Below are 15,329 nucleotides of genomic sequence, written 5' to 3' on the forward strand. Positions count from 1 at the left end.
CCCCACATGGACACCCAGCCTTCCGGCACCGCAGCCCGGTGCGCGAAGCCCCTTCCCACACCGGCGCGCGGATTCCATGACGACCCACGATCCCATCCAGTGGCACGGCACCACCATCCTGTCGGTCCGCAAGGGCGGTCGCGTGGTGGTCGCCGGCGACGGCCAGGTCTCGCTCGGCCAGACGGTCATCAAGCACAACGCGCGCAAGGTCCGCCGTCTGGCCGGCGGCGCGGTGATGGCGGGGTTCGCCGGGGCCACGGCCGACGCCTTCACCCTGTTCGAGCGCCTCGAGGCCAAGCTGGAACAGCATCCCGGCCAGCTCACCCGCGCCTGCGTGGAGATGGCCAAGGACTGGCGCACCGACCGCTACCTGCGCCGGCTGGAGGCGATGATGGCCGTCGCCGACCGCGACGTCAGCCTGGTGCTGACCGGCAACGGCGACGTGCTGGAGCCCGAGGACGGCCTGATCGGCATCGGCTCGGGCGGGGCCTACGCCCTCTCCGCGGCCCGCGCGCTGGTCGACATCGACGGCCTCGACGCCGAGGCGATCGCCCGCAAGGCCATGCGCATCGCCGCGGGCATCTGCGTCTACACCAACGAAAACGTCGTCGTGGAATCCATGTGATGACCGCCTTCAGCCCCCGCGAGATCGTCTCCGAGCTCGACCGCTTCATCGTCGGCCAGCACGACGCCAAGCGCGCCGTCGCCATCGCCCTGCGCAACCGCTGGCGCCGCCAGCAGCTGCCCGAGGCGCTGCGCGAGGAGGTGCTGCCCAAGAACATCCTGATGATCGGCCCGACCGGCGTCGGCAAGACCGAGATCGCCCGGCGCCTGGCCAAGCTGGCCCAGGCCCCCTTCCTGAAGGTCGAGGCGACCAAGTTCACGGAGGTCGGCTACGTCGGCCGCGACGTCGAACAGATCGTGCGCGACCTCGTGGAGATCGCCATCGCCCTGACCCGGGAGCGCCTGCGCAAGGAGGTGGTGGCGAAGGCCGAGGTGCGGGCCGAGGAGCGGGTGATCGACGCCCTGTGCGGCGACAGCGCCAGCGCCGAGACCCGCCAGAAGTTCCGCAAGATGCTGCGCGAGGGCACCCTGAACGACAAGGAGATCGAGATCCAGGTCGTCGACAGCACCATGGGCGGCATGCTGCCGACCTTCGACGTGCCGGGCATGCCGGGCGCCCAGATGGGCATGCTCAACCTCAACGACATCTTCGGCAAGGCGTTCGGCGGCCGCACCAAGCCGCGGCGCATGACGGTGTCGGAGAGCTACGGCGTGCTGGTGGCGGAGGAGTCGGACAAGCTGCTGGACCAGGAGAAGGTGGTCGGCGAGGCGATCCGCGCGGTCGAGCAGAACGGCATCGTCTTCCTCGACGAGATCGACAAGATCTCGGCGCGTTCCGACACCCGCGGCGGCGGCGACGTCAGCCGCGAGGGGGTGCAGCGCGACCTGCTGCCGCTGATCGAGGGCACCACCGTCAACACCAAGCACGGGCCGGTCAAGACCGACCACATCCTGTTCATCGCGTCGGGCGCCTTCCACCTCGCCAAGCCGTCCGACCTGCTGCCCGAGCTGCAGGGCCGCCTGCCCATCCGGGTCGAGCTGAAGCCGCTGACCCAGGACGACTTCAAGCGCATCCTGACCGAGCCGGAGGCCAGCCTGATCACCCAGTACAAGGCGCTGATGGCGACCGAGGAGCTGACCCTGGAGTTCACCGCGGACGCCATCGACGAGCTGGCCCGCCTGGCCGCCGAGATCAACACGGCGGTGGAGAACATCGGGGCGCGGCGCCTCCACACGGTGATGGAGCGCCTGCTGGAGGAGATCAGCTTCACCGCCGGCGACCGCTCCGGCCAGAGCGTCACCATCGACGCCGCCTATGTGGCCGAGCGGGTCGGCAGCCTCGCCAAGAACGCCGACCTCTCGAAGTTCATCCTGTAGACGCCTCCGCCCGACACCGGACCGGGTGCGGAACGATCACCGCGCGACGAAGCGCGGAGCCGTTCCGGCGCCGGGGCAGTCCTTGACCGCCGCCGCATCCGGGATTGCCACGAAGGCCACCGCGCGGTCGAGCGCGCACGGATCCGCCGCCGTGACGATGTGCCCGGCGCCGCGGAACAGCAGGTGCCGGCTGTTGGGCAGGGTGGCGGCGGCGCGGGCACCCCAGGACGGCGGGGTGAAGGGATCGTAGGCCCCCGACAGCAACAGCACCGGCACCGGGCTGGCCACCGCCAGCCGCTCGGACGGGTCCTGGCGCCCCGCCGGCCAGTGGTCGCAGACCCGGCGCCCCGCCTCGGCGTCGGCCGCCGCGCCGAACGGCAGGGCGCGGCGGCGGGCGGCGGCGACGCGGACCGGGTCGGCCGGGACGACGGTCTCGCGGCATTCGATGGCGAAGGCCATCCCGTCGGCGGTGTCCGGGTCGCCCAGCCAGGGCTGCGGCGCGAACAGCGCCAGGTCCTCCAGGCCGCCGCGGGCGGCGCGGTCGAGCATGGCCGGCAGCAGAGGCAACGGCTCGGTCTCCGCCATCGCCTCGAGCGCCGCGGCCAACGCACCGGCGCCGTCCAGGCGCACGGTGCGCGGCGCGCCCGCGGTGTCGCTGCCACCGACCACCACGTCGGCCGGCGCCAGGTCGAGGCGCGCGACGAGGCGGGCCACCCGGCGCTCCAGGCCGGGAAAGGCGGTGCGGCAGCGCCGGCTGGCGGCGCAGTCCTCGAACAGGCGCGCGAAGGCGGCCGCGGCGGTCGCCGGCTGCTCTTCCAGCACCGCCACCCCCGGGGGATAGACGCCGTCGAGCACCGCCGCCCGGACCAGCCCGCCGTGGCGGCGCAGCGTCTCCAGCGCCACCCGGGTGCCGTAGGACACCGCCAGCAGGTTGATCCGCGCCGCGCCGAGGGCGGCGGCCAGATCGGCCAGATCGTCGGCCAGGGCGGCGGTCGAGAACGCCGTCAGGTCGACCCCGGCGGCCTGCAGCCGTTCGGCGCAGACCCGCAGCGCCACCGCCTCCAGAGCCGCCCGGCGGTCGCCCGCGACCGGCGCGATCGTCGGAGCGGCCGCCAGGTCGTCGAGTTCCGGGCAATCGGTGTCGGGCTCGGCGAGGCCGGTGCCACGGGCGTCGAACAGCACCAGGTCGCGCTCCCGGCGGAAGGGCGCCGAGGTGTCCCACCAACCCTCCATCCGCTCCTCGACCGCCGTGCCCGTGCCGAACACCGCCGCACCCGGGCCGCCCTCCACGAACACCAGCGGGTCCGCCGCCGGCGACTCGGCGGTGCTGCGCAGGATGGCCACGGGCAGCGCCAGGGTGCGCCCGCCCGTCCCGTCGCGGTGCTCGGGAACCTGCAGCAGGGCACAGTCCGCGCGTTCCCCCTCCGGAACCGTGAACCAGCACGGGGCCGGCTCCAGCCGCGGCGCCGCCGCCGCCGGCGCGAGGGTCAGGGCGGCCAGCATGGCGGCGACCGCGGACGGGGGCAGACGGAACGCTGACACGGCGGGCCCGGGTGAGGGGAGGGGCGGGGGATCGGTCGGACGCCCCTGTTTGGCGCGAAAGGGGTGGTGGAGTCCAGGGGCGCCCGTCGACCCGCCGGAACACCCCCTTGATTTTTTCGTGTGGGAATGATCAATTTTCGTGGAACGATAATCCGTCCGGCCCGGGCCGGAGCGAACGCGACCGGAGGTCGAGCATGCCACCCCCCGTCTCCTCCACCCTCCACTGCGGCGACGACGATGGCCTGCGCCGGTCCAGCCGGCGGCTGGCGCTGGGCTGCGCCGGCCTGGCGGCGGGGCTTCCCCTGGCCGCCGCCTATGGCTGGTGGTCGGCCGATCCGGCGGCGCTGATCGCCGCCGCGGGCGCACCGCCGCACACCGCCCCCGCGGCGTGGCAATGGGGACTCGCCGGCGTGCTCGCCCTCTGCCCCGCCACCCTGTTCGCCGCGGCGCTGCTGGCGGCGCGCCGCTGCTTCGCCGTGTTCGCCGGGGGCGCCTTCCTCAGCGCGGCGGCGGTGCGGGCGCTGCGGGCCTTCGCCGGTCGCGCCGCCGCCGCCGGCCTGGCCGGGCTGCTGGTGCCGACGCTGCTCGGGCTCGTGCTGACCGCCACCAACCCGCCGGGCAGCCGGGTGCTCACCCTGGCGGTGGGCAGTTCGCCGCTGCTGGCGCTGCTCTTCGGCACGATCGTGTGGGCGATCGCCGCCGTTCTCGCCCGGGCCGTGGCGATCGCCGACGACCACGCCCAGATCGTCTGATGCCGGTCGTCGTCACCCTGGACGTCATGCTGGCGCGCCGCAAGATGCGCTCCAAGGACTTGGCGGCACGCATCGGCATCACCGAGGCCAACCTGTCGCTGCTGAAGCAGGGCCGGGTGAAGGGCATCCGCTTCGAGAGCCTGGCGCGGATCTGCGCCTGCCTGGGCTGCCAGCCCGGCGACCTGCTGACCTACCAGCCGGAGAGCGACCATGAGAGCCCTGCTGTTCCTGGCGGCGCTGCCGCTGCTGAGTAGCTGCGACACCCTGGACTGGCGACGCTCCGGCGCTGCCTGGCTGGAGCAGGCGTGCCGCGGCGCGCGGAACTGCGCGCCACCCTGCGTCAGCGGCAATCCCGGCGCCGGCGACGGGCCGGCCGCGGAACCCGCCGCCGGCTGCCCGACCGCCCCGCGCTGACCGCGCCGCCGCCCGCAATGCGGGTTGACGAAATCCATCCGATGTTGGATTGATTGCGTGCTTGCATTGAAGGAGCCTGTCATGGAAAGCCTGTGGCAATCCACGTGGCGGCGCTGGCTGGACGCCCGCAGCCGGCGCGGCATCGACCACCTCAGCGACCACCTGCGCCGCGACATCGGCGTCGACGACCCGGCGGCGCTCGCCGATGGCGACCGCACGGCGCCCGAATCCATCCGCACGCGCATCTTTTCGGCGGATCGTTCATTCAGCCTCTTGCACGAATAGCCGGGACCGGCGATACCGGGACCGTCGTCCATCGACCCACACGCACAGGAGCGCATCATGAAATCCGTGATTCCCACCGTCCGAGTTCCCACCGCGCAGACGGCGACCGGCCGAGCTCCGATTCCGCATTCGCGAAATTGGTATCGATGCCTTGAACCATCGTCCTGCGGCCACCGGATATCGAGGGGATCCAATGAGCGTTTTTCTGGGTTTGTGCGGTCATCGAGTCTTCGTTGAACACGCCCGCTGGGCAACTCCGGCCGGTCGCTTCGACCTCCGGCGGGAAAACGGGGAATACGTCGTATGGCTGGGACGCCTGAACATCATCTACACGCCGGCCCGCTGGGTGCCGCCACCGCCGGGTCCGGCGCGGGCGTGCCTCGGAGGGTCCGCTGATGCCGGCCCGCGCCCGCCCTGACGCGGTCGGGACCGTCGTCCGCGTGCTCGAGGCGTTCCGCGCCCTCGACCCCGACCTGCCGATCCAGTACGCGCTGTCGTTCCTCACCATCGCGCAGAACGAAGGCATCTCGATCGGCGAGCTGGCGGAGCGCCTCGGCATCGCCCAGTCCTCAGCCTCGCGCAACGTCGCGGCGCTGAGCCGCTGGCATTCCTTCGGCAAGGCCGGGCTCGACCTGGTGCAGTCGCAGGAGGATCCGCGCGAACGCCGCCGCAAGATCGTCACCCTGACCGACAAGGGCCACAGTTTCCTGGGCGAGATGCGCGCCATCGTCGGCAGCGAGCGCAAGCCGCCGGCCGCCCGCGCCGAACCGCGCCGCGCCCGCACCGCCTGACCACCCGGCGCCCCCGGCGCCCATCATCCATCGCCCGGCGCGGGGCGGTCCCATCGCAAATCTTGCGAATGACACTTGTTCGCAATTCCGACTGGCCTTATAAGGCTTGGGCGCCGCCGCCGGCCGCCGAGTCGCCGCGGCCGCGCGACCGACGCGACGAGAAAGCCCGGCCCATGACCTTCCAACCGAGCATGCAGAGCCAGATCGAAGGGTTCACCCTTCTGGAGGATCTGAAATGGCGGGCCTGGGACGGTGTGATCGCCGATGTCTGGCACGTCGCCTGCCGCGACGGCGCCCGGGGCGAGTACATCGCCCCCTACCCGCGGCTGGTGGTGATGCTCGACCAGGACGGCGACGGCGACATCGAGCTGACCATGAGCCGGACGCCCAGGGGACCGGACCCGACCATCGCGCGCCATCCCCTGTGCTACGTTCCGGCCGACGTGCGGGTCTGGTCGCGGATGGCCCGCATCCGCCGCCTGCGCCACCTCGACCTGCACCTCGACGCCGACGCGCTCGGCCGGCGCTTCGGCGACCGCGTCGACGGCGCGGCGCTGGAAACACCGCGCCTCACCTTCGCCGACGACGCCCTTCTCCACCTCGCCCGGCTGATCGCGGCGGAGTGCACGGCCCCCGGCGGGCTGCACGACCTCTACGGCGACAGCCTGATCACGGCCCTGCTGGTCTCGCTCCTGCGCGTGGCGCCGCGCGCCGACCGCAAGCGGGGCGGCCTGCCGCCGCGCCAACTCCGCCGGACCATCGAGTTCATCGAGGACAACTGCATGCGCACGATCCGCCTGCAGGAGCTGGCCGACCTCACCGGCCTGTCCCAGTCCTATGTCTGCTCGGCCTTCAAGGCGTCGACCGGCATGCCGCCGCACAAGTGGCAGATGCGCGCGCGGGTCGCCCGGGTGAAGGCGATGCTGCACCGTCCCGACGTCACCCTGGCCGATGCGGCGGTCGCCGTCGGCTTCGCCGACCAGGCCCACCTCACCCGCGTCTTCCGCCAGGTCGTCGGCACGACACCGGCCGCCTGGCAGCGCAACCGTGCCGCCTGAACGATCGTCACAAAATCGTCCAAGGCAGGACAAGAGGGTTCAAGCCCGCGGCGAGGCCCCCGTGCTACCCCGACGACCAATCGCTGGCACCGCGTCTCGGCATCCGTCCCCGGACGACACAACGCCCTGCGGCCGTTCCTGATTGGTGGGGTTAAGCAATGCTTTCTGTTCGCAAGAGCCGCATCGGGCTCGTTCTCCTGCAAACCACCGCGATCGCCGGGCTCGTCGTCCCGGCCGTGGCGCACGCCCAGAGCGCGGGCAACACCATCGTGCTGGACCGCGTCACCGTCGGCGGCGCGGCGCCGGCCGAAAGCGCCACCGGCCCGCTGGACGGCTACACCGCCACCCGCACCACCACCGGCTCCAAGACGGCGACCCCGCTGGAGGAGGTGCCGCAGTCGGTGTCGGTGATCGGCCGCGAGGAGATGGACGACCGCGGCGTCGACAAGGTCGACGAGGCGCTGCGCTACACGCCCGGCGTGTTCACCCAGCCCTTCGGGTCCGACAGCGACACCAACTGGATGTTCATCCGCGGCTTCCAGGCGACGCAGACCGGCGTCTACCAGGACGGGCTGCCGCTCTTCAGCTACGGCTTCGGCGGCCTGTTCGTCGACAGCTACCCGCTGGAGCGCATCGAGGTGCTGCGCGGCGCCTCGTCGGTGCTCTACGGCGCCAGCAACCCCGGCGGCCTCGTCAACCTCGTCACCAAGACCGCCGACGGCCGGCGCGTGCGCCACGCCGAGGTGGGCATCAACGACGCCGGCAACGCCGATTTCGGCTTCGACCTCGGCGACCGTTTCAACGACAAGCTGGACTACCGGGTCACCGGGCGGATCGCCGGCGGCGACACCTACAGCGACCACGCCGATGGCCTGCGCGGTACCCTCCAGACCAGCCTGCGCATCCGGCCCAGCAACGACACCCGCCTGACGCTGCACGCCAACTACACCGACATCGACGAAACCCATGTCGGCGGCGCCTTCCTGCCCTATGTCGGGACCGTGGTCGACGCCCCCTTCGGCACCATCGACCCCGAGGCCAACTTCACCGAGCCCGGTATCGACGAGTACAGCCGCCGCCAGGTGTCGGTCGGCTACACCTTCGAGCACGCCTTCGACGACACCACGGTGTTCCGCCAGAACGCCCGCTACGCCTACAGCGACGTCCGCGAGGTGTCGCTCTACGCCTACGGCTACAACGGCTTTTCGGCGACCCCGACCGACCCCGACAACCGGCTGACCCGGATCAACTTCGAGCACGAGTCCGACGTCAACACCGTCCTCATCGACAACCAGCTGGAGACCGGGTTCAAGACCGGGGCGGTCGACCACACCCTGCTGGTCGGCATCGACTACCGCTACTTCCGCCTCGACCAGATCCAGCTCACCGGCTCGGCCACGCCGATCAGCGCCACCAACCCGGTCTACGGCGCCGACCAGGGGGCCCGGTCGCGCTACATCGACCAGGTCCTCACCCTCAACCAGGTCGGCGCCTATGTGCAGGACCAGCTGCGCTTCGGCGGCTGGGTCGCCACCGTGAACGGGCGCTACGACCACGCCTCGACCAAGGCCGAGGGAACGCCGGAGTACGAGGGCGAGGACGGCAAGCTCAGCGGCCGCGGCGGGCTGGCCTACCGGTTCGCCAACGGCGTGACGCCCTACGCCAGCGTCTCCACCTTCTTCAACCCGGTGATGGGGTCGTCCGCCGCCACCGGCGCGTTCGAGCCGGAGACCGGCCACCAGGTCGAGGTCGGCGTCAAGTACGCGCCCGATTGGATCGACGGCATCTTCACGGTGGCCCTGTTCGACCTCACCCGCAAGAACGTGGTGAGCGGCCCCTACCTGGCCGAGACCCAGATCGGCGAGGTCAGCTCCAAGGGCATCGAGCTGGAGGCCAAGGTCGACATCACCCGCAGCCTGCGCGGCACCGCGTCCTTCACCACCATGGACGTGGAGATCGAGAACGACGAGAACGCGGCGATCATCGGCAAGACCCCTTACATCGTGCCCGAGACCATGGCGTCGCTGGGCCTCGACTACACCGTCCGCGACGGGATGCTCGACGGGCTGGCGGTGGGCGGCGGCGTGCGCTACATCGGCTCGTCGTGGGCGGACAACGAGAACACCCTGGAGGTGCCGTCCGCCACGGTGTTCGACGCCCACCTCGGCTACGACCTGGGCAATTGGGGCGCCGACCTCAACGTGACGAACCTGTTCGACAAGACCTACGTGGCCAGCTGCCAGACGCAGTTCTCCTGCGGCTACGCCGAGGGCCGGGTGGTCAAGCTGAACCTGCACATGACGTGGTGACGGCGTCGCCCCCCGCGGTCCGGCCGCGGGGGGCGGCCGGCCGTTCGAGGACATCCGCCGATGCACCGTGATGCCGCGCCCGCGACGCCCGCGCACCCGCTCTACCAGCTCGACCGCGTGGCGGTCGACGCGGGCGGGCGGCGCATCCTGTCGGAGCTGTCCCTGGCCCTGCCGGCGGCGCGCATTTTCGGCCTGGTCGGGGCCAACGGTTCGGGCAAGAGCACCCTGGTGCGGGTGCTGGCCCGCCAGCAGCAGCCCAGCCACGGCAGCGTGCGCTTCCAGGGGGCGCCGATCGCCGCGACGGGCGACCGCGCCTTCGCCCGCGCCGTCGCCTACATGCCCCAGTTCACCCCGCCCGCCGAGGGCATGACCGTGCGCGAGCTGGTGGCGCTCGGCCGCTTCCCGTGGCACGGGGCGCTCGGCCGCTTCGGCGCCGAGGACGCCGCCAAGGTGGCCGAGGCGATGGCCGAAACCGACCTGGACCGCTTCGCCGACCGCCTCGTCGACAGCCTGTCCGGCGGCGAGCGGCAGCGGGCCTGGCTCGCCATGATGCTGGCCCAGGACACCCGCTGCCTGCTGCTGGACGAGCCGACCTCGGCGCTCGACATCGCCCACCAGGTGGAGATGCTGGACCTGGTGCGCCGGCTCAGCCGGTCGCGCGGCATCGGCGCCGTCGTCGTGCTGCACGACATCAACATGGCGGCGCGCCTGTGCGACGAGATCCTGGCGCTGCGCGACGGCCGCCTCGTCGCCCGCGGCGCGCCGGCCGCCATCATGGCGCCCGAGGTGCTGCGCACGGTCTATGGCATCGCCATGGGCACCGTGGCCCACCCGCGCACCGGCGCCCCCATCGGGTTCGTCCAATGACCGCGCCGCCGCGCCTCACCCGCCGCCGCGCGCTGGCGTGGGCCGGCGGCGGCGCGCTCGCCGCGGCCGCCGGCACGGCCCGGGCCGGCGCCGCCGTCCCGCGGGTGGCGGTGATCGACTGGGCGGCGCTGGAAACGCTGCTGCTGCTGGGGGTGACGCCGGTGGCGGCGGCCGAGCTCCGGCAGTTCGCCCGGGTCGCGGTCGAGCCGGCGGTGCCCGGCACGGTCGCCGACCTCGGGCTGCGCGGCACGCCGAACTACGAGATGCTGCGCATCGCCGACCCCGACCTCGTCCTCATCTCCAATTTCTACGAAGTCCAGCGGGCCAATCTCGAGCGTGTCGCGCCGACCCTGTCCCTGCCGGTCTATCGGCCCGGCGAGGCGCCGTATGCGCTGGCCGTCGCGGCCACCCGGACCCTCGGCCGGCGGCTCGGCCGCCCGGCGGCGGCGGATGCGGCGATCGCCGCCGCGGACGCCGCGATCGCCCGCCACGCCGCCGGCCTGCGCGGCGCCGCCGCCCGGCCGGTGTTCGTCGTGAACTTCGGCGATTCCCGCCACGTCCGCGCCTTCGGCACCGACAGCATGTTCGGCGACGTGCTGGCGCGGCTCGGCCTGCGCAACGCCTGGTCCGCCGGCACCCGCTACGCCGCGGCCGCACCGGTCGGCATGGAGGCCCTGGCCCGGGTGCCCGAGGCCACGATCGCCGTGGTCGAGCCGACGCCCCCCGAGGTCCGCTGGTCCCTGGGCGACAGCGCCCTGTGGAACGCCCTTCCCGCGGTGCGGGCCGGACGGGTGGTGACCGTGCCGCCGGTCAACCCGTTCGGCGGCCTGCCGGCGGCACGGCGCTTCGCGCGCCTGCTGGCCGGCGCGCTGGCCGCGGCCGGAGCCGACCGTGGCTGAGGCCGCGGCGGCGAGGCCGGGGCGGCGCCACCGGCTGGCCCTGTGGGGCGGGCTGGCGGCGCTGGCGGCCGCGCTCTCCGGGCTCGCCGTGGTGGACCCCCTGCCCGGTGTCGCCGGCGCGCCGGCCGGCGGCCCCGACCTCGAGGCCGTCGCCCTCCACCACATGGTCCTGCCACGCCTCGCCATGGCCCTGGTGGCCGGGGCGGCGCTCGGCCTGTCGGGGCTGCTGCTGCAGCGGGTGCTCCGCAACCCGCTGGCCGAGCCCTCGACGTTGGGAATCTCCGCGGGGGCGCAGCTCGCCATGGTCGCGGCGACGCTCTACGCGCCGGCCCTCATGGCGCAGGCCCGCAGCGGGGTGGCGCTCGCCGGCGGCCTCGCCGCCGCCGCGCTGATCCTCGGCCTGACCTGGCGGCGCGGGCTGGAGCCGGTGTCGGTGGTGCTCGCCGGCATGATGGCGGCGCTGACCGCCACCGCGGCCAGCGCCGCCCTGATCCTCGCCAACGGCGACTACCTCTTCTCGATCTTCATCTGGGGCGGCGGTTCCCTGGCCCAGCAGAGCTGGGGGCCGACCCTCTCCATCGCCGCGCGCCTGGCCTGCGGCCTCGCCGCCGCCCTCCTGCTGGCCCGCCCGCTGGCCGTCCTCGGCCTCGACGACGCCAGCGCCCGCGGCCTCGGCCTGGCGCTCCACGCCAGCCGCCTGCTGGTGATCGCCGTGGCGGTCTGGCTGGCCGCCTCGGTGACGGCCGAGGTCGGGGTGATCGGCTTCGTCGGGCTGGCGGCCCCGGCGCTGGCCCATCTCGGCGGCGCGCGCACGCCGGGCGCCCGCCTGGCCGCGACGACGCTGATCGGCGCGCTGCTGCTGTGGCTGACCGACGGGCTGGTGCAGGCGCTGGCCGCCACCGGCGGGGAACGCGTGCCCGCCGGCGCGGCCACCGCCCTGCTCGGCGGGCCGCTGCTGCTGTGGCTGCTGCCGCGCCTGCGCATGATCGAATGGCCGTCGCTCAACGCCCGCCCGGCGCCGTCGCGCCGCAGCGCCCGGCCCGGCCGGACCCTCGCCACCCTGCTCGCGCTCCTGGCGGTCGCCGCCGCCGCGGCGCTGGTGGTGGGGCGCGCGCCGGACGGCTGGCACCTCGCCAGCGGCGCCGTGTTCGCCGATCTGCTGCCCTGGCGCGCGCCGCGCGTCGCCGTGGCGCTGGCGGCCGGGGCCATGCTGGCGGCGTCGGGCTGCCTGCTCCAGCGCATCACCGCCAACCCCCTGGCCAGCCCGGAGATCCTCGGGGTCGCCACGGGCGCGGGGGTCGGGCTGGTGATCATCCTGTTCGCCCTTCCCGGGGCGGGCATGATGCTCCAGACCGGCGCGGCGGCGGTGGCGGCGGTGGCCGCGCTGGCCGCCATCCTCGCGGTCGCCGCGCGCGGCGGCTTCGGGCCGGAGCGCCTGCTGCTGGGCGGCGTCGCCATGGGGGCGCTGTGCAGCGCCGTGCTGACGGCGGTGATCGCCACCGGCAGCCGCCAGGCCTTCGACCTGCTGCGCTGGATCAGCGGCTCCGTCAACGACGTGGCTCCGGCCACCGCGGGGTTCGCCGTGGCCGCGGCGCTGTGCCTGCTGGCCCCGTTGCCGCTGGCGGCGCGCTGGCTGGAGATCCTGCCGCTGGGCGGGGCCATGGCGCGCAGCCTGGGCCTGCCGGTCGTCCGCTGCCGGATGCTGCTGGTGGTGCTGGCCGGCGTGCTGGCCGCCACCGCCTCCCTGTTCGTCGGCCCCTTGAGCTTCGTCGGGCTGATCGCGCCGCACCTGGCGCGGCTGCTCGGCCTCACCCGCCCGCTGGCCCAGGGCGCCGGGGCGATGGCGATCGGCGGTGCGCTGATGATACTGTCCGACTGGCTCGCCCGCACGCTGGCCTTTCCCTACCAGTTGCCGCTCGGCCTGTTCGTCGCCCTGCTGGGCGGCCCCTACCTGATCTGGCTGCTCGGCCGGGGAGTCCTGCGCCCGACCTGACCCCCGGCCGATCCGCCCCGCTGCCGCCACACCACGTCCCCCACCGGTGGAATGGACCCGATGCTTCGCCGCTTCTTCGCCTACTACGAACCCTACAAGGCCCTGTTCGCCCTCGACATCGTCTGCGCCGTGCTGTCGGGGCTGCTCGAGCTCGGCTTCCCCATGGCGGTGCGGTCGTTCGTCGACCAGCTCCTGCCGACCCAGGACTGGGGCCTCGTCGTCCTCGCCTCCATCGGGCTGCTGGTGATCTACCTGGCCAATGGCGGGCTGATGGCGGTGGTCGTCTACTGGGGCCACAAGCTGGGCATCAACATCGAGACGGAGATGCGCCGGCGCGCCTTCGATCACCTGCAGAAGCTGTCCTTCAGCTTCTACGACAACAACAAGACCGGCCACCTCATCGCCCGGGTGACCAAGGACCTGGAAGAGATCGGCGAGGTCGCCCACCACGGGCCGGAGGACCTGCTGATCGCGGTGATGACCTTCGTCGGCGCCTTCGCGCTGATGGTCATGGTCCACCCGCAGCTGGCCCTGATCACGGCGATCATCGTGCCGGTGGTGGCCTGGGTGACCAGCCGCTACGGCGGCCGCATGACCCGCACCTGGCAGTCCCTCTATTCCCGGGTCGGCGCCTTCAACGTCCGCATCGAGGAGAACGTCGGCGGCATGCGGGTCGTCCAGGCCTTCACCAACGAGGACCACGAGCGCTCCCTGTTCGACCACGACAACGAGCAGTACCGCCGCACCAAGCTCGACGCCTACCGCATCATGGCGATGTCGACCACGCTCAGCTACATGAGCATGCGGCTGATCCTGATCGTCGTCATGCTGGCCGGCGCCCATTTCGTGCTGACCGGCGGGCTCAGCCACGGCGGCTTCTTCGCCTTCCTGCTGCTGGTCAACGTGTTCTTCCGGCCGATCGAGAAGATCAACGCGGTGATCGAGACCTACCCGCGGGGCATCGCCGGCTTCCGCCGCTACCTCGACCTGCTGGAGACCCAGCCGGACATCGCCGACCGGCCGGGCGCGGTGCCGGCGCCGCCGCTGAAGGGCGAGATCCGCTTCGAGGGCGTCACCTTCGGCTATGGCGGGCCGCGGCCCGTCCTGAACGGGATCGACCTGACCATCGAGGCGGGCCGCACGGTGGCGCTGGTCGGCCCGTCGGGGGCCGGCAAGACCACGGTCTGCTCGCTGCTGCCCCGCTTCTACGAGGTGGAGGGCGGGCGCATCACCATCGACGGCATCGACATCCGGGCCATGACCCTGGCGTCGCTGCGCCGGCAGATCGGCGTGGTCCAGCAGGACGTGTTCCTGTTCGGCGGCACCATCCGCGAGAACATCGCCTATGGCCGGCTCGGCGCCAGCGACGCCGAGATCCTGGAGGCGGCGCGGCGCGCCCGGCTCGACACCCTGATCGCCGCCCTTCCCGGGGGACTCGACACCGTCGTCGGCGAGCGCGGAATCAAGCTGTCGGGTGGCCAGAAGCAGCGGGTGACCATCGCCCGCATGTTCCTGAAGAACCCGCCGATCCTGATCCTCGACGAGGCGACGTCGGCGCTCGACACCCGGACCGAACGCGAGATCCAGCAGTCGCTGACGGAGCTGTCGCAGGGACGCACGACCCTGGTGATCGCCCACCGCCTGGCGACCATCCGCAACGCCGACAAGATCGTCGTCATCGACGGCAGCGCCGGGGTCCGCCAGCGCAGCTACGCCGAGATCGCCGACGCCGACGACCTCCGCAGCGCCTGACCGGGGTCAGGCGCGTTCGCACATGGGCGCCTGACCGGGGTCAGGCGCGTTCGCACATGGGCGCCTGACCGGGGTCAGGCGCGTTCGCACATGGGCGCCTGACCGGGGTCAGGCGCCTTCGCCCAGGGCGCTCCGCACGGTGGCGGCGAGGGTGCGCACCGCCCGCTCGAGCCGGTCCACGGTCAAGCCGGTGCGCCCGCTCTGGTCGGCCACCTGCTCGGGCAGGGGCGGCACGTGGATGAACGCCATCGGCAGGTCGAGGCCGGCCGCCTCGATCCCGTGCCGGGCGCGGTAGTAGAGGTGGTTGCAGACGAAGCCGCCGGCGTGGTCGCTGATCGCCACCGGCACGCCGGCCAGCGCCAGGGTGCGCACCAGCAGCGGCACCGGGATGCCGCAGCCGTAGGCGGTGGGACCGCCGGGCACGATCTCCGCGCCCGCGCGCACGACCCCGCCATTGTCGGGCGTGTCGCTCTCGTCGCGGTTCCAGGCGAGCCGCTCGACCAGCACCGATTCCGCGCGGGCGGCGAGGCCGAAGGCCAGCGCGGCGATCGGCGCGTGGCGGGCGACCAGCGCGGCGAACTCCTCGGCGCAGGCGTCGTAGACGACCGGAAGCACGGCGGTCACCACCCCCTCCGCGCCGGCCAGGCGCTCCATCAGCTGGGCGGTCGGGTTGACCGCATGCCCGCCGAAGGCCTGGAAGCCGGTGAGGAGGATGGGGCCGGCCAT

Annotated in this window: 15 protein-coding genes; 13 read left to right on the forward strand and 2 right to left on the reverse strand. The window is 73.0% G+C overall.

Features of this window, described 5'->3' with window-relative positions; translation table 11 throughout:
• Positions 1-76 precede the first annotated feature (76 nt).
• Positions 77-625, forward strand: coding sequence for an ATP-dependent protease subunit HslV (gene hslV / locus AC6H2I_RS01510; RefSeq protein ID WP_497498764.1), 549 nt, complete (start codon positions 77-79; stop codon positions 623-625).
• Positions 625-1,941, forward strand: coding sequence for an ATP-dependent protease ATPase subunit HslU (hslU, locus tag AC6H2I_RS01515; RefSeq protein WP_497498765.1), 1,317 nt, complete (start codon positions 625-627; stop codon positions 1,939-1,941). Before hslV ends, hslU begins: the two co-directional genes overlap by 1 nt.
• A gap of 36 nt (positions 1,942-1,977) precedes the next feature.
• Here hslU and AC6H2I_RS01520 read toward each other — a convergent pair whose 3' ends face one another.
• Positions 1,978-3,444, reverse strand: a complete 1,467-nt coding sequence (locus tag AC6H2I_RS01520; RefSeq protein WP_497498767.1) for an alpha/beta fold hydrolase — start codon at positions 3,442-3,444, stop codon at positions 1,978-1,980.
• Between the two features lie 233 nt (positions 3,445-3,677).
• On the opposite strand from AC6H2I_RS01520, the gene AC6H2I_RS01525 reads away from it, so the two are divergent.
• The 11 genes from AC6H2I_RS01525 (at position 3,678) to AC6H2I_RS01575 (ending at position 14,603) form a co-directional block, all read left to right on the forward strand.
• Positions 3,678-4,235 carry a DUF2975 domain-containing protein gene (locus AC6H2I_RS01525; protein WP_497498769.1) on the forward strand — a complete coding sequence of 186 codons (558 nt, stop codon included), beginning with the start codon at positions 3,678-3,680 and terminating at the stop codon, positions 4,233-4,235.
• Positions 4,235-4,489: a helix-turn-helix domain-containing protein gene (locus AC6H2I_RS01530; protein WP_497498770.1), complete on the forward strand. Its 255-nt coding sequence runs from the start codon at positions 4,235-4,237 to the stop codon at positions 4,487-4,489. Before AC6H2I_RS01525 ends, AC6H2I_RS01530 begins: the two co-directional genes overlap by 1 nt.
• The gene (locus tag AC6H2I_RS01535) at positions 4,446-4,649 is read left to right on the forward strand and encodes a hypothetical protein (RefSeq protein WP_497498771.1); all 204 of its coding nucleotides are present in this window, start codon (positions 4,446-4,448) and stop codon (positions 4,647-4,649) included. Before AC6H2I_RS01530 ends, AC6H2I_RS01535 begins: the two co-directional genes overlap by 44 nt.
• A gap of 81 nt (positions 4,650-4,730) precedes the next feature.
• Positions 4,731-4,934: a hypothetical protein gene (locus AC6H2I_RS01540; RefSeq protein ID WP_497498772.1), complete on the forward strand. Its 204-nt coding sequence runs from the start codon at positions 4,731-4,733 to the stop codon at positions 4,932-4,934.
• Between the two features lie 395 nt (positions 4,935-5,329).
• A complete protein-coding gene (locus AC6H2I_RS01545; RefSeq protein WP_497498774.1) occupies positions 5,330-5,725 on the forward strand; it encodes a MarR family winged helix-turn-helix transcriptional regulator in 396 nt (131 codons plus the stop codon).
• A 173-nt stretch (positions 5,726-5,898) separates the two neighbouring features.
• Positions 5,899-6,783 carry a helix-turn-helix domain-containing protein gene (locus AC6H2I_RS01550; protein ID WP_497498775.1) on the forward strand — a complete coding sequence of 295 codons (885 nt, stop codon included), beginning with the start codon at positions 5,899-5,901 and terminating at the stop codon, positions 6,781-6,783.
• 158 nt (positions 6,784-6,941) lie between these two features.
• Positions 6,942-9,092 (forward strand): TonB-dependent siderophore receptor, encoded by a 2,151-nt coding sequence (locus tag AC6H2I_RS01555; RefSeq protein WP_497498776.1) that lies wholly within the window; start codon positions 6,942-6,944, stop codon positions 9,090-9,092.
• Positions 9,093-9,152: 60 nt separating this feature from the next.
• The gene (locus AC6H2I_RS01560; protein ID WP_497498777.1) at positions 9,153-9,959 is read left to right on the forward strand and encodes an ABC transporter ATP-binding protein; all 807 of its coding nucleotides are present in this window, start codon (positions 9,153-9,155) and stop codon (positions 9,957-9,959) included.
• Complete coding sequence (locus AC6H2I_RS01565) at positions 9,956-10,858, forward strand: ABC transporter substrate-binding protein (protein ID WP_497498779.1); 903 nt, start codon at positions 9,956-9,958, stop codon at positions 10,856-10,858. The genes AC6H2I_RS01560 and AC6H2I_RS01565 overlap by 4 nt, the downstream gene beginning before the upstream one ends.
• A complete protein-coding gene (gene fhuB, locus AC6H2I_RS01570; protein ID WP_497498780.1) occupies positions 10,851-12,851 on the forward strand; it encodes a Fe(3+)-hydroxamate ABC transporter permease FhuB in 2,001 nt (666 codons plus the stop codon). Before AC6H2I_RS01565 ends, fhuB begins: the two co-directional genes overlap by 8 nt.
• A gap of 60 nt (positions 12,852-12,911) precedes the next feature.
• Entirely contained in the window at positions 12,912-14,603 is a 1,692-nt protein-coding gene (locus AC6H2I_RS01575; protein ID WP_497498782.1) for an ABC transporter ATP-binding protein, read from the forward strand.
• Between the two features lie 108 nt (positions 14,604-14,711).
• Here the strand turns inward: AC6H2I_RS01575 and AC6H2I_RS01580 are convergent, their stop codons facing one another.
• Positions 14,712-15,329 carry a pyroglutamyl-peptidase I gene (locus AC6H2I_RS01580; RefSeq protein ID WP_497498784.1) on the reverse strand — a complete coding sequence of 206 codons (618 nt, stop codon included), beginning with the start codon at positions 15,327-15,329 and terminating at the stop codon, positions 14,712-14,714.

The sequence above is a fragment of the Azospirillum sp. NS33 genome, from assembly GCF_059703765.1.

Coding starts and splice junctions, on each gene's coding strand:
- AC6H2I_RS01565 (WP_497498779.1), top strand. CDS start 9,956: ATGACCGCGCCGCCGCGCCTCACCCGCCGCCGCGCGCTGGCGTGGGCC.
- AC6H2I_RS01555 (WP_497498776.1), top strand. CDS start 6,942: ATGCTTTCTGTTCGCAAGAGCCGCATCGGGCTCGTTCTCCTGCAAACC.
- AC6H2I_RS01550 (WP_497498775.1), top strand. CDS start 5,899: ATGACCTTCCAACCGAGCATGCAGAGCCAGATCGAAGGGTTCACCCTT.
- AC6H2I_RS01580 (WP_497498784.1), bottom strand. CDS start 15,329: ATGGCCGGCCCCATCCTCCTCACCGGCTTCCAGGCCTTCGGCGGGCAT.
- AC6H2I_RS01525 (WP_497498769.1), top strand. CDS start 3,678: ATGCCACCCCCCGTCTCCTCCACCCTCCACTGCGGCGACGACGATGGC.
- AC6H2I_RS01535 (WP_497498771.1), top strand. CDS start 4,446: ATGAGAGCCCTGCTGTTCCTGGCGGCGCTGCCGCTGCTGAGTAGCTGC.
- AC6H2I_RS01540 (WP_497498772.1), top strand. CDS start 4,731: ATGGAAAGCCTGTGGCAATCCACGTGGCGGCGCTGGCTGGACGCCCGC.
- AC6H2I_RS01520 (WP_497498767.1), bottom strand. CDS start 3,444: ATGCTGGCCGCCCTGACCCTCGCGCCGGCGGCGGCGGCGCCGCGGCTG.
- AC6H2I_RS01530 (WP_497498770.1), top strand. CDS start 4,235: ATGCCGGTCGTCGTCACCCTGGACGTCATGCTGGCGCGCCGCAAGATG.
- hslV (WP_497498764.1), top strand. CDS start 77: ATGACGACCCACGATCCCATCCAGTGGCACGGCACCACCATCCTGTCG.
- AC6H2I_RS01575 (WP_497498782.1), top strand. CDS start 12,912: ATGCTTCGCCGCTTCTTCGCCTACTACGAACCCTACAAGGCCCTGTTC.
- AC6H2I_RS01560 (WP_497498777.1), top strand. CDS start 9,153: ATGCACCGTGATGCCGCGCCCGCGACGCCCGCGCACCCGCTCTACCAG.
- hslU (WP_497498765.1), top strand. CDS start 625: ATGACCGCCTTCAGCCCCCGCGAGATCGTCTCCGAGCTCGACCGCTTC.
- AC6H2I_RS01545 (WP_497498774.1), top strand. CDS start 5,330: ATGCCGGCCCGCGCCCGCCCTGACGCGGTCGGGACCGTCGTCCGCGTG.